Origin of the sequence: Aeromonas sp. DNRA1, assembly GCF_963888745.1 — a bacterium.
GTDB classification, from domain to species: domain Bacteria; phylum Pseudomonadota; class Gammaproteobacteria; order Enterobacterales; family Aeromonadaceae; genus Aeromonas; species Aeromonas hydrophila.
Map to the genome: position 1 here is coordinate 1 of NZ_CAWPKQ010000003.1, position 13,276 is coordinate 13,276.

Here is a 13,276-nt window from a genome sequence, read left to right on the forward strand (position 1 = left end):
GAGTGCGACGGTGACGGTGGTGGATGGGGACAACGACACCGCGACCGGGACGGTGAGTGCGGACCTTGGCGGCAACATCCGCTTCGAGGACGACGTGCCAACTGCAAACCCTGTAACCAATGCAGGTCAAGCAACTCAGGTTCAAAATACCAACCTGATGCTTATCCTCGATATTTCCGGCAGCATGGATTATGACTCCGGTTATCAAGGCATGACTCGAATGCAAGTCATGCAGAAATCAGCATTGGAGTTGCTCGACAAGTACAGTGCTTATGGCAATGTCATGGTCAATATCATCACATTTGCTACTTCCGCGACCAATCCGACAGGTGTCTGGGTCAATGTGGATACAGCCAAGGCGATTATCCTGGGTCTGGTATCAACAGATTCAACAAACTATGACGATGCACTCAATGAGGCGATCAAAGCATTCGGCGATACAGGCAAGCTGGCCAATGCCCAGAATGTCTCTTACTTCATGTCTGATGGTGAGCCTAATGCAAATGCTCTGAGCGGTAGTCCAGCCACAGTACCTGATGGCAACAACAGCTTGGGTGGAGGGGATGGTATTGATGGCGATGGGACCACTCTCACTGGGGAGGCAAAAGACTGGGCTGATTTCCTGAAAGCAAATGACATCAATTCATTTGCTCTAGGTATGGGAAGTGGTTCAACTGCCTCGGCATTGGATCCTATTGCCTATAACGGTGTCAGTGAGGTGAACACAACTTCGTTGATTGTGACTGACTTCAGTCAACTGGCAGCCACGCTGTTGAGCACTGTTGTTGCACCTCCACTGTCCGGACAATTGCTCAACGGAGGGTTAACAGCCAGTACCGGTGCTGATGGTGGATGGATTGGCTCTATTACAGTTGCTGGTGTTACCTACCATTACGACCAGAAAACTGACATCTCAAGTGTTACCGGTGGTACCTCTGCGGGAACATTCAACACTGCTACCAATGAATGGTCTATCTCGGTTGCTGGCGGCATCCTGAAAGTTGATATGGACAATGGCGCCTATACCTTTACTCCGCCATCGGTCATTCCGTCTGGTGGGATAAGTCAGGTATTTGGCTACAACGTGATTGACCATGATGGAGACACGGCTGCAAGCACTCTGTCTCTTATCATCAACCCAGCTATCGGACCTACAGTGGTGCGTGATGACTTTGTCATTACCAATCAAGATCCTTCGACTATTCCTGATTGGGCACTGCTTGCCAATGACACTGGACCATTAGCTGCCACTCAAGTAATCACAGGTGTATCTGGTGCTGTCGGGGGCACGGTCACTGATGGAGCTGGTTCTATTGTGTTTGATGACACGTCGGGTAGTGCAACACCTAGTACCTATGATGGTTCATTCAACTACACCAACAGTACGACGACGGATCCGGCTAAGGTTTTCGTAGATGTACAGAGTGGTTCTACTCTCACGGGCAGTTACCTTGATGAAATCCTGATTGGTGGTTCAGGGAATGACACGCTTAACGGAAATGCTGGTAACGATATCCTACTTGGGGGAGCAGGCAATGACAGTCTGAATGGTGGTGAGGGTAACGATATTCTTGTCGGTGGTGCGGGTAATGACACCCTAAATGGTGGCAGTGGCAATGATACCGCGAGCTACCTTGATAGCACGGCAGGAGTCACTGTCACTGTAAATGGTAATAACCAGATCACTGGCGGTGCAGGTACGGATAGTTTGAGCAACATGGAGAACCTGATTGGTTCCATGTTCAATGACTCTCTAACAGGAGATGGCAATGCCAATGTCCTCAGTGGTCTTGCTGGCAACGACATCCTGATTGGTGGTGGTGGCGATGACATGCTGATAGGAGGAGCAGGCAGTGACACTATGACCGGTGGCACTGGCAAGGATACCTTCAAGTGGATGGCGGGTGACGCCGGTGGTATTGATACCATCAAGGACTTCACCACTGGGGCTAATGGGGATGTACTCGACCTGAGTGAATTGTTGAGTGGTGAGCATACCAATGCTGCCACGCTGGATCAGTATTTCAACTTCGCATCTGGTCCTGGCAGTAACAAGTCAACATTAACTATCGATTTGGATGGTTCGGGAAGTGCGTCTACAACTCATACCATCTTCTTCGATAATGTGGATCTCACTCTCGGAGGCACAAGAACAGATCAACAGATCATTCAAGACTTGCTGAATCAAGGCAACCTCAAGGTTGATCCGTAACCAGCCAAGGGGGCCGGGTAATACCTGGCCCCTGTTTTTTGACTGAGGGGGCGGCTAAGATAGCGGCAGTACAGGAGAGGGTCACCATGCAGTCATTTAATTGGGTCGATATCGATGGCATTCGCTATAGCTGGGACGGGCAGGGCAGCATTACCTGTACCGGCCAGTTTGGCTATCACGCCACGATGGCGGGTGATCGGATTGATGCGCTGGATCTGGAGAGCGATGATGGCGAGGTTGCTGGTTCACTGAATGTGGATTTTGCGGCAGCCACTATCTCATTCACGCCAGCCGTCGATGCAGCACCACCTCACATGATGGTGCTGGTAGGTCATGAACAGGGGCAGCAGGAGTATACGTTGCAGAGTTTGAGCGATGTCTGCCTGCAGGATCTGCTCGGCCACTCCGACAACATCGATTGTGCCCCTCTGGTGACCACCACGATGACGGAGCCGGTAGCTCCGCTGGCCGGACATGTTCTGTCGTGGGACTCCTTCCATTTTGATGATGATGTGCTGCTGGGTTCCCGCAGCGCCACGCCACAGGCTGCTGCTCATCAGGGGCTGCCGGGTGGCGAGATCAGCATCAATATCGATATGACCAATCAGGTGCTGGATCAGATCCCGCCGTTGCACGATATATGAATCCCATTCGACGACGGGCATAATGACCTCACTCCAATAGATTGAGGTCTTTTTTTATGTGGCGTCCCCTGCTTACCCTGTCTGCCCTGGTTATCAGTGCACCCCTGTTTGCCCTTGAAGTGCCGCAAGCCCCCCATCTGGTGGTGAGCGGTTATGCCGAGCAAAAGGCCGAGCCCGACATGCTGACGCTGAATGTCTCCGTAACGGCGCTGGAAAAGCAGGGCATCAAGGCCAAGCAGCAGGTGGATGGCAAGGTTGCCGCCTTCTTTGGCCAGCTGGAAGGGCTGGGCATCAAGCGCAGCGACGTGGAGGCGGGCAATCTGGTGATCTCTCCGGAATACCAGTATCCGCAGAACAAGAAGCCGGAACTCGTGGGCTACCGTGCCCAGCGCCAGCTTGCGGTCAAACTCTATCAACTCGACAAGCTGAGCGAGCTGATGGACACCGCACTCAAGGCAGGGCTGGAATCCGTGTCCCAGATTGAGTACGGGCTCAAGGCGCCGCAAACCATCAAGGAGCAGGCGCGCCTCGGAGCGGTTGAAGATGCCAAAACCAAGGCTGAGTCTCTGGCCAAGGCGTTTGGCATGAAACTCGGCAAGGTTTACAGCGTCGAGTACCGCAACAATAGCCCCATGCCGATCTACAGCCGGGCCCTCAAGGCTGCTGCCATGGCACCTGCTGCCGACATGATGGAAAACAGCTACCAACAGCAGCAGATCACCATCACGGACAACGTGGAAGCCGTCTTCCTGCTGGAATAATCCTGCGGTTTTCTACCTGCCTATCTGCATCAAGCCCGAGCACTCTGTCTCGGGCTTGTTGTTTTTAGACGAGCAGGATGCTTGCCAAAGAGAGAGGGTTGGCGATTGCTGCTGGCTGAGCGCGTGCTCACAGGGTCATGGTGGACTGGAGAAGGGAGGCGGGCGGTGCCAGCCATCAGGGGTCATATCCGGGTAGAAAAAAGCCGGTCAGTGACCGGCTTTTGAGGAGCGATGAGGCTGATGCCATCAGCCCAGGTTGGCAGCAACGCGAGCCTGGCGCTTCTGCTTGAACTGATAGCCGATGGCCAGCACGATGATCCAGACCGGGATGAGCAGTACCGAGATCTGGATGCCCGGTGTCAGGTACATGATGACCAGGATGCCGGCCATGAAGGCGAGGCAGAGGTGGTTGCCGAACGGATACCATAATGCCTTGAACTTGGGAACCACGCCTTCGGCCTGCTTGCTCTTGCGAAACTTCAGGTGCGCCAGGCTTATCATGGCCCAGTTGATGACCAGGGCGGAGACTACCAGCGCCATCAACAGCTCGAACGCCTTGCCCGGCATCAGGTAGTTGATGAGTACGCACAGCAGGGTTGCCGCAGCGGAGACGGAGATGGCCACCACCGGCACACCGCTCTTGTTGGTTTTGAGCAGGCTGCGCGGGCCGTTGCCCTGCTTGGCCAGACCAAACAGCATGCGGCTGTTGCAGTAGACACAGCTGTTGTAGACCGACAGGGCCGCAGTCAGTACCACCATGTTGAGCACGGTGGCAACCAGATTGCTGTCAAGTGCGTGAAAGATCATGACGAAGGGACTGCCGCCTTCCACCACCTTGCCCCAGGGGTAGAGGGACATCAGCACGGCCAGGGCGCCGATGTAGAAGATGAGGATCCGGTAGATCACCTGATTGGTGGCCTTGGGGATGCTCTTCTCGGGATTGTCGGCCTCGGCAGCCGTGATGCCGACCAGCTCGAGCCCGCCAAACGAGAACATGATCACCGCCATCGCCATCACCAGACCGCTGATGCCGTTGGGGAAGAAGCCGCCCTGGGCCCACAGGTTGCTGACGCTGGCGTCCGGGCCGCCGTTGCCGCTGGCCAGCAGGTAGCCGCCAAACCCGATCATGCCGATGATGGCCACCACCTTGATGATGGCAAACCAGAACTCCATCTCGCCAAACGCCTTGACGTTGGAGAGGTTGATGGCATTGATCAGCACGAAGAAGAAGGCCGCCGACATCCAGGTCGGGATCTCGGGCCACCAGTACTGGACATAAATGCCCACCGCGGTCAGCTCGGCCATGCTCACCAGCACGTAGAGCACCCAATAGTTCCAGCCGGAGGCAAAGCCGGCAAAGTCACCCCAGTATTTGTAGGCAAAGTGGCTGAAGGAGCCGGCTACCGGCTCTTCCACCACCATCTCGCCCAGCTGGCGCATGATCAGGAAGGCGATAAAACCACCGATGGCATAGCCAAGCAGCACGGAGGGGCCCGCCATCTTGATGGTCTGGGCAATGCCGAGAAACAGGCCGGTGCCGATGGCGCCGCCCAGCGCGATGAGCTGGATATGGCGGTTTTTCAAACCGCGTTTCAGCTCCTCGCCGTTTTGTTGAAGATCCATTCTTCCTTCCTTACGTCTTCTGAAGTCATTCGTCTGTCATCTCGTCCGTCGGGTCACTCCATGTGACCGTGCACGGCAAAGCGTGCCTGAAACGTGACGAAATCCGTATTTATTTCGTTACAGTGAGCCGCTTTCTGTTTTTTATGGCGACTACCAACGGAAGCAGAATAGTGATAATCCATCGCCGATGCACCTGTTTTCCTCATCATTCGCTGGTTTTTTCGGCGAAAGGCAGGTTTTTAGGGAGCTGTGAAGCTGGCAGGGAAGTGTTTGGTCGTATTGTGAGCAGTTAGGCTCTGTTTGGTTGACTCTGTCGGCAATTCCTGTTTTATGAAGCCTCCTTTGCAACAAGGATGCACTTCATGCAACGTATTATTGGCAGTTTGCTGGCCGTCGTGCTGTGGCTCACTGTGTGGCTTTCGCCCCTGTTGCTGACCATGGCGGCGGGGTGTCTGCTGGTGTGGGCCGTACAGGGTGATGATTATCTGGTGATGCACCTGCGGACGGTCTTGTTGATCGCCGGTGCCATCGGCCTGCTGCCGGCCCTCTGGCTGACCGAGCAGGTACGCCGGCGTCACGGTGTGCTCAACTTCTACGCCATGCTGATGAACAACAGAGAGCTGAACCGCTCGGGCTCCCAATCCCGCTGAGGTCCAGTCGACAAGCGCCGGATACGGTTGTATCCGGCGCTTTTTTATTGGCGTTTGCCATGTCGTCAGCTTGCCGGCGGGCGGTGCGGCTCAATAAAGCTGACGGCGCAGGCCGGTGGCCTCGAGGATCTTGGCGCTGATCTCCTCCACTGAGTGGGAGCTGGTGTCGAGGAAGCGGATCGCCTCCTGGCGAAACAGCCGCTCGACGCAGGCCAGCTCCTGTTCGCACTGCTCCAGCGAGGAGTAGCGGCTGTTGGCGCGGCGCTGGTTGCGGATCTCGTGCAGCCGCTGGGGGGCGATGGTGAGGCCGAACAGCTTGTGGCGATTGGCCTTGAGGGCGGCCGGCAGATCCAAGACCCCCATGTCCTGCTCGATGAAGGGGTAGTTGGCGGCGCGAATGCCGAACTGCAGCGCCAGATAGAGGCTGGTCGGGGTTTTGCCGCAGCGGGAGACCCCGATCAGGATGATGTCGGCCTCCTCATACTCCTTGGTGGTGATGCCATCGTCGTTGGCCAGCGCGAAGTTGACCGCCTCAATGCGGTCGTCATAGAGCTTGCGGTTTTCCATGCCGTGGGTGCGGTGCAGCCTGGGTTCGGCCTTCACCCCGAGCTCGTGTTCCAGCGGGCTGACGAAGGTGTTGAGAAAGTCGTGGCTGCTGGCCTGGGCCTTGAGCACCTCCTCGCGCACCTGATGATCGACGATGGTGTGGAACAAAATGGGGCGAACCCCGGTCTGGCGGAACTGCTCGTCGATGCGTATCCGTACCTGGCGCGCCTTCTCCAGGGTTTCGACAAAGGGGATGGTGATCTGCTCGAAGGCCAGCGGAAACTGGCTCAACACGGCGTGGCCGAACACTTCGGCGGTGATGGCGGTGCCGTCTGAAACATAAAATACGGTGTGCACTGGGGGCTCCTGTGAGGGGGGCGGCGAGCTGGCAAGCAAGAAGTATCTCTCGAAACCATATCGTTTTTGTCAACCGGTCTGCCGTGCCCAAGTTGTGAAGTGGCTTGCAAACCTGAGTCGTTACCTTTTTGTGTTGGCATTGTAGAATGTCTGTGTCATTCGACCATCCCCAAATCTTGCTCGGGGATTTTTTTGACAATAAGTAGAAAACGTTTTCATGGTCGTTGGCAACAGTAGAAACAGACAATAACGCACATAAACTGGCGCACAAGGTGCCATGGCGGCACAGTGCCCACCAACCTGGAGACATGCAAGTGCAACAGTACGTACTCTGGTACGAGCAACTCGGAATGCAGGACGTAGAACGAGTTGGCGGCAAAAATGCATCCCTTGGCGAGATGATCAGCAACCTCTCTGGTGCCGGAGTGTCGGTGCCGGGCGGGTTTGCCACCACCGCCTTTGCGTTTAACGAGTTTCTGGAGTCAAGCGGCCTCAACGGCAAGATCCACGATCTGCTCGACAGCCTGGATGTGGACGACATCGCCGCCCTCAACCGGGCCGGCCAGCAGATCCGTGACTGGGTGATCGAAGCCCCGTTCCAGAGCGCACTGGAACAGGCGATCCGGGTTGCCTACGACAAGCTCAGCGGTGGGCTTGATGCGTCCTTTGCGGTGCGCTCCTCCGCCACTGCGGAAGACATGCCGGATGCCTCCTTTGCCGGCCAGCAGGAAACCTTCCTCAACGTGCGCGGCATCGACGCCGTCATGATTGCCGTCAAGCATGTGTTTGCTTCACTGTTCAACGACCGCGCCATCTCCTATCGGGTGCATCAGGGCTATGACCACAAGGGGGTCGCCCTGTCGGCCGGGATCCAGCGCATGGTGCGTTCCGATCTCGCCGCCTCCGGCGTCATGTTCACCCTGGATACCGAGTCCGGCTTCAACGACGTGGTGTTCATCACCGGCGCCCAGGGCCTTGGCGAGATGGTGGTACAGGGTGCGGTCAACCCCGACGAGTTCTACGTGCACAAGCCGACCCTCAAGGCAGGACGCCCGGCGGTGGTGCGCAAGACGCTGGGCTCCAAGCTCATCAAGATGACCTATTCCGGCGATGCCAGCCACGGCCGCCAGGTGCAGATCGTCGACACCTTGGATGCCGAGCGCAGCCGCTTCTGCATCACGGATGCCGAGGTGATGGAGCTGGCCAAGCAGGCCCTCATCATCGAGCAGCACTACGGCCGCCCGATGGACATCGAGTGGGCCAAGGACGGGCAGGATGGCCAGCTCTACATCGTGCAGGCTCGCCCGGAAACCGTGCGCAGCCGTCAGGAGGCCAACACCCTCGAGCGCTTTGCCCTCAAGCAAGCGGGCAAGGTGCTGATCGAGGGGCGCGCCATCGGCCACAAGATCGGGGCGGGCCCGGCACGGGTCATCTCCTCCATCAGCCAGATGGACGAAGTGCAGCCCGGCGACGTGCTGGTCACCGACATGACCGACCCGGACTGGGAGCCCATCATGAAGCGGGCCTCCGCCATCGTCACCAACCGGGGCGGGCGCACCTGTCACGCCGCCATCATCGCCCGCGAACTGGGCATTCCGGCGGTAGTGGGTTGTGGTGATGCCACCAAGCGCATTGAACCGGGCCAGCTCATTACCGTCTCCTGCGCGGAAGGGGATACCGGTTTCATCTATGACGGCGAGCTCGACTTCGACGTGGCGGTGACCGAGGTGGGCAACATGCCGCGCCTGCCCATCAAGATCATGATGAACGTCGGCAACCCGGACAGGGCGTTCGACTTCGCCCAGCTGCCGAACGCCGGTGTCGGTCTGGCCCGTCTCGAGTTCATCATCAACCGGATGATCGGGGTACACCCCAAGGCGCTGCTGGAGTTCGACAGCCAGAGCCCCGAGCTCAAGGCCACCATCGGCAAGATAATCGCCGGCTACGAGAGCCCGCGTGAGTTCTACGTCGCCAAGCTGACCGAGGGCATCGCCACCTTGGCTGCCGCCTTCTGGCCGGAGCGGGTGATAGTGCGGATGTCGGACTTCAAGTCCAACGAGTACGCCAACCTGGTGGGTGGCCGTGACTACGAGCCTCACGAAGAGAACCCGATGATCGGTTTCCGCGGTGCGTCGCGCTACATCGCCGACAGCTTCCGCCCCTGTTTTGCCCTCGAGTGCGAGGCGATCAAGCGGGTGCGCGATGTGATGGGGCTGACCAACGTCGAGGTGATGATCCCCTTCGTGCGCACCGTAGGCGAGGCGGAGCAGGTGATCGACATCCTGGCAGAGAACGGTCTGCGCCGTGGCGAGCGGGGGCTCAAGGTGATCATGATGTGCGAGATCCCGAGCAACGCCCTCTTGGCAGACAAGTTCCTCGAGCACGTGGACGGCTTCTCCATCGGCTCCAACGACATGACCCAGCTCACCCTTGGACTTGATAGGGACTCGGGCCTTATCGCACACCTGTTCGACGAGCGCAATGAAGCGGTCAAGGCGCTGCTGGCGATGGCCATTGCTGCCGCCCGCAAGGCGGGCAAGTACGTGGGGATCTGCGGCCAGGGGCCGTCCGATCATCCGGACTTTGCCGCCTGGCTGGTCGAGCAGGGCATAGACTCTGTGTCGCTCAACCCGGATACCGTGGTCGACACCTGGCTCTATCTGGCCGAGCAGCACAAGGCGAACTGACGCCGGCTGCACAGCCCCCCACCAAAATGGCGCCCACGGGCGCCATTTTTCATGACTGAACCTGACGCAGCTGGTCCGATATGACGGCCAGATGTGCCCAAAATGGCGCGCTGGCGCGTGCTTTTACACTCCGTTACATCTGCTCGCTTTGCAACCGCCCCATAATGGTCGCGCCAGCCCGCTGCACGGGGTGGCAGGCCTGCCGCCAGTGGCGGGCCAGGGGATCACGAGCAGTTTCCTGTCAGCACGGAGGCCAGGACGGCAGATGTCACAGAGCGTATCAAACCAGGTGATCAGACGAATGCTGGGAGCCTGCCAGCAGCAGGGGGGCGATCCCGATGCGATTCTGATGGCGGGCGGCCTCACGTCGTTCGACATCGAGCGGGAACAGGGTCGGCTGCCGGCCCACAGCCACTACCGGATGCTGCAACTGATGCAGCCCTATCTGGCCAGTTTTCACGAAACCATCCTCTCCTACGACATCGGCCAGCTCTACCAGCACTATCCGCCGCTCATCAGCCTGTGCCTGAACCAGCCCTCGCCGCGGGCGGCGCTCGAGGTGCTGTTGGCCTATCGCCCCATCATCGGCAGTTGTGACGAGCTGCGGGTGCGGCGGGGGGCGCAGGCCAGCCAATACCTGTATGTCAATCAGGGGCCTGCCAGCCTGGGGGCAAGTCAAGCCATCCCCAACTTCATCATGCTCTACCGGATCCTGCGGGTCTATCTGGCGGATCCCCGGGTCTCGGTGGGCTTCACGGGGCTGCCGCCACCACGCCATCAACTGTTGGACCAGTTCTTTGGAGCCCGTTGCCGCTGGGAGCAGGGGGAAAACACCCTGACCATCGACAACGCCCAACTCGACTGCCCCAGCCACTGCTACAACGAGCCGCTGGGTCATCTGCAACTGGCCCAGCTGGCGCAGATCTGCGCCGACATCGCCGAGCGGGCCCCCTTTGCCTATCTGGTGGGGGAGCGGATCCGCCACAAGATCCGGGAAGGGGAGCTGGAGAGCGACGAGAGCCTGCTCAAGGAGGTGTGCGCGGCCATGAACGTCAGCCGCTGGACCCTCAATCGCAAATTGCAGGGGGAGGGGAGCAGCTTCTCCACTCTGCTGAGGGAAGCGAGGGTGAGCGAAGCCTGCCGCTTGCTGGGGGAGGGGGATCAACCGCTGCAGAACATCAGCGATCGGGTCGGTTTCTCGTCCCAGAGCGCCTTCAACCGTTTCTTCAAGGCCAACACCCGGATGACGCCGCTGGCCTATCGCAACGCCCGCCAATAAAAACGGGACCGGCGCAAGGCCGGTCCCGTGGTCGGGTCATTGCTGGGCAACTGTCGGGCAAGGCCGGGCTGGGCGCCCGGCCGTGTCTGCCCCTGTTAGCGGGTGACGGTGGTGACGCTGGCGGGATCCACCCCGGCCGGCAGTGCCAGTGCCCCTGGCGTGGTGTTGCTTACCACTATCTCCTTGCTCACCGTGAAGCTGACCGGCGTGCCGGCGGAGACATCCGACGAGGGGCTGATGTAGGCGCTGTAGCGACCCGGCTCCACGATCCACTGGTTGCTGGCCTCATCGAAGCTGGCAAGGATGCTGGCCGGAATGGTGAAGCTCAGCTGTTCGCTGGCCCCCGGTGCCAGTTGCGCCGTCTTGGCAAAGGCCTTGAGCTCGATGAGCGGTTTCTTCAGCTTGACCTCGGGGGCGGTCACATAGACCTGGGCCGCCTCCTTGCCTGCCACGGCGCCGGTGTTGGTGATGGTGGCGGTCAGCACCAGGTTGCCGGCACTGCCGTCCGCCAGGGTGTTGCTGGCGATGGCGGGGCTGGTGTAGCTGAAGCTGGTGTAGGAGAGACCGAAGCCGAACGGGTAGGAGACCGCCTGCTCGAAGGTGCTGTAGTAGCGATAGCCCACGTAGATCCCCTCGTTGTAGTAGAGATCGTCCGGTTCGCCGTCCCCGTCGGTGTCCTCACCCGGGAAGGTGCCGGCGGAGGGAACGCTGGCGTAGCTGTGCGGGAAGCTCTGGGCCAGCTTGCCGCTCGGGTTGACCGCGCCGGAGAGCACGTCCGCCACCGCGTGGCCGGTCTCCTGGCCAGCCATGTAGGCCAGCAGGATGCCATCCACCTTGTCGCTCCACTGGGCGGTGTCGATGACGCCGTTGACGTTGAGCACCACCACCACCTTCTTGCCCTGGGCGTGGAAGGCGCTGCTCACCGCATCGATGAGGGCGCGCTCGTCATCACCGAGCAGATAGTCCCCCTTGCCGCTGCTGCGATCCGCCCCTTCCCCGGCCTGGCGGCCGATGCTGATGACGGCGGCTTGCTGGGTGGCGGCTGCACTGGCGATCAGGGCCGCCAGATCGCCGCTGATTGGCGCCTCGGCGCAGGTGTAGTAGCCCTTGGCGCCAAATTGTCCCTCGTGATAGACCTTGTTGTTCTCGTAAAAATCGCGGTAGTAACTCTGCAACGCCTCGTTGACCGGGAAGCGTGCCGCCAGTCCCTGTGCGATGGTGGTGGTGCTGGCGGCGTTCACATCCCCGCTGCCAGTGCCGCCCTTGTAGGTGTTGATCTGGTTGATGCCAAAGCTGGCTAGCGTGCTGCTTGCCGCCAGTGGCAGGGCTGCGGCGTCGTTGCGCAGCAGCACCATGCTCTCGGCGCCGGCCTGACGGGCCAGTTTGGCATGGGCGGTCAGATCCGGGCTGTTGCTGATGGCCAGCTGGTTGTAGGAGGGGCTCTTCATTACCTGGGTCAGGATGTGGATGGCGGCCTCGTTCACCTTGGCCTCGTCGAGATCGCCGTGCTCGATGGATTGCTGCAACTGCTCCTTGACGTTGCCCGGCTCGATCAAATCCTGTCCCGCCAGCACCTGCTTGTAGGCGTTGTTGGCCACATCGCCGGCAAACCAGTCGGACATCACCAGGCCGTCGAACTTCCACTCGCCGCGCAGCAGGTCGGTCAGTGCATCCCTGCGTTCGTTGACATAGGTGCCGTTGACCTTGTTGTAGGAGGTCATCACCGCCCAGGGCTGGGCCTCGTCTACCGCTATCTGGAAGCCGCGTAGATAGATCTCGCGGAAGGTTCTCGGTTCGCCGATGTCGTTGATCTGGTTGCGGTTGGTCTCGGAGTTGTTGCCAAAGTAGTGCTTGATGGTGGTGCCCACACCGTTGCTCTCCACCCCGTTGACCATGGCAGCGCCGATCTTGCCGGTGAGCAGGGGATCTTCCGAGTAGTACTCGAAGTTGCGGCCATTGAGCGGGTTGCGCTGGATGTTCATGCCCGGGGCCAGCAGGATGTCGACCCCGTATTGGCGCACCTCGTCCCCCATGGCTTCGCCGACGGCCTTGACCAGCTTGACGTCCCAGCTGGAAGCGAGCAGCGAGCCGATGGGCCAGGCGGTGGCGTAGTAGCTGGCGCTGTCACCGTCGCGGTTGGCGTTGATCCGCACCCCGGCCGGCCCGTCCGCCAGTTTGAGGGCCGGAATGTCGATGCCGTCCGCGCTGCGCAGCACGCCGTTGATGTAACCCGCCACGCCGGGCACGTCCTGCTTGACGTTGATGGCGCCGTTGGCACTGCCGTAACCGGGGCCGGAGAGCAGGTCCAGCTTCTCGCCGAGGGTCAGCCTGGCCACCATGGCCTCGGCCTGGCCGCGGTAATAGGCATCGTCCTTGACCAGGGGATCCGAGTCATTCTGGTTGCAACCGACCAGCAGGCCGGCCAGCGCCAGGCTGACACCCAGTGAAACCGCTTTCAATTTTGTGGTGATAGGCATGAAGACGTCCTCGTAACTGTCTGAATAAAAATAAAAAGGA

The 13,276-nt window shown here is 59.5% G+C and carries 9 protein-coding genes; 6 read left to right on the plus strand and 3 right to left on the minus strand.

Annotated elements, in window-relative coordinates:
- The 3 genes from AACQ43_RS10140 to AACQ43_RS10150 form a co-directional block, all read left to right on the plus strand.
- Window positions 1-2,212 (plus strand): type I secretion C-terminal target domain-containing protein (locus tag AACQ43_RS10140; RefSeq protein WP_168967172.1); only part of this gene is annotated, 2,212 nt, incomplete at its 5' end.
- Window positions 2,213-2,298: 86 nt separating this feature from the next.
- Window positions 2,299-2,856, plus strand: a complete 558-nt coding sequence (locus AACQ43_RS10145) for a hypothetical protein (protein ID WP_025201484.1) — start codon at window positions 2,299-2,301, stop codon at window positions 2,854-2,856.
- Between the two features lie 56 nt (window positions 2,857-2,912).
- Window positions 2,913-3,617: an SIMPL domain-containing protein gene (locus AACQ43_RS10150; protein WP_029300114.1), complete on the plus strand. Its 705-nt coding sequence runs from the start codon at window positions 2,913-2,915 to the stop codon at window positions 3,615-3,617.
- Window positions 3,618-3,863: 246 nt separating this feature from the next.
- Here AACQ43_RS10150 and AACQ43_RS10155 read toward each other — a convergent pair whose 3' ends face one another.
- A complete protein-coding gene (locus AACQ43_RS10155) occupies window positions 3,864-5,240 on the minus strand; it encodes an amino acid permease (protein WP_168967173.1) in 1,377 nt (458 codons plus the stop codon).
- Window positions 5,241-5,602: 362 nt separating this feature from the next.
- Between AACQ43_RS10155 and AACQ43_RS10160 the strand changes: the two genes are divergently transcribed.
- Window positions 5,603-5,890, plus strand: a complete 288-nt coding sequence (locus AACQ43_RS10160; RefSeq protein ID WP_168967174.1) for a hypothetical protein — start codon at window positions 5,603-5,605, stop codon at window positions 5,888-5,890.
- Between the two features lie 90 nt (window positions 5,891-5,980).
- Here AACQ43_RS10160 and ppsR read toward each other — a convergent pair whose 3' ends face one another.
- Window positions 5,981-6,793, minus strand: coding sequence for a posphoenolpyruvate synthetase regulatory kinase/phosphorylase PpsR (ppsR, locus tag AACQ43_RS10165; RefSeq protein ID WP_168967175.1), 813 nt, complete (start codon window positions 6,791-6,793; stop codon window positions 5,981-5,983).
- A 308-nt stretch (window positions 6,794-7,101) separates the two neighbouring features.
- Between ppsR and ppsA the strand changes: the two genes are divergently transcribed.
- Window positions 7,102-9,480 carry a phosphoenolpyruvate synthase gene (gene ppsA / locus AACQ43_RS10170; RefSeq protein WP_168967176.1) on the plus strand — a complete coding sequence of 793 codons (2,379 nt, stop codon included), beginning with the start codon at window positions 7,102-7,104 and terminating at the stop codon, window positions 9,478-9,480.
- Window positions 9,481-9,781: 301 nt separating this feature from the next.
- A complete protein-coding gene (locus AACQ43_RS10175) occupies window positions 9,782-10,759 on the plus strand; it encodes an AraC family transcriptional regulator (RefSeq protein ID WP_076361043.1) in 978 nt (325 codons plus the stop codon).
- Window positions 10,760-10,854: 95 nt separating this feature from the next.
- Here AACQ43_RS10175 and AACQ43_RS10180 read toward each other — a convergent pair whose 3' ends face one another.
- Window positions 10,855-13,236, minus strand: coding sequence for a beta-glucosidase (locus tag AACQ43_RS10180; RefSeq protein ID WP_168967177.1), 2,382 nt, complete (start codon window positions 13,234-13,236; stop codon window positions 10,855-10,857).
- Window positions 13,237-13,276: the final 40 nt, after the last annotated feature.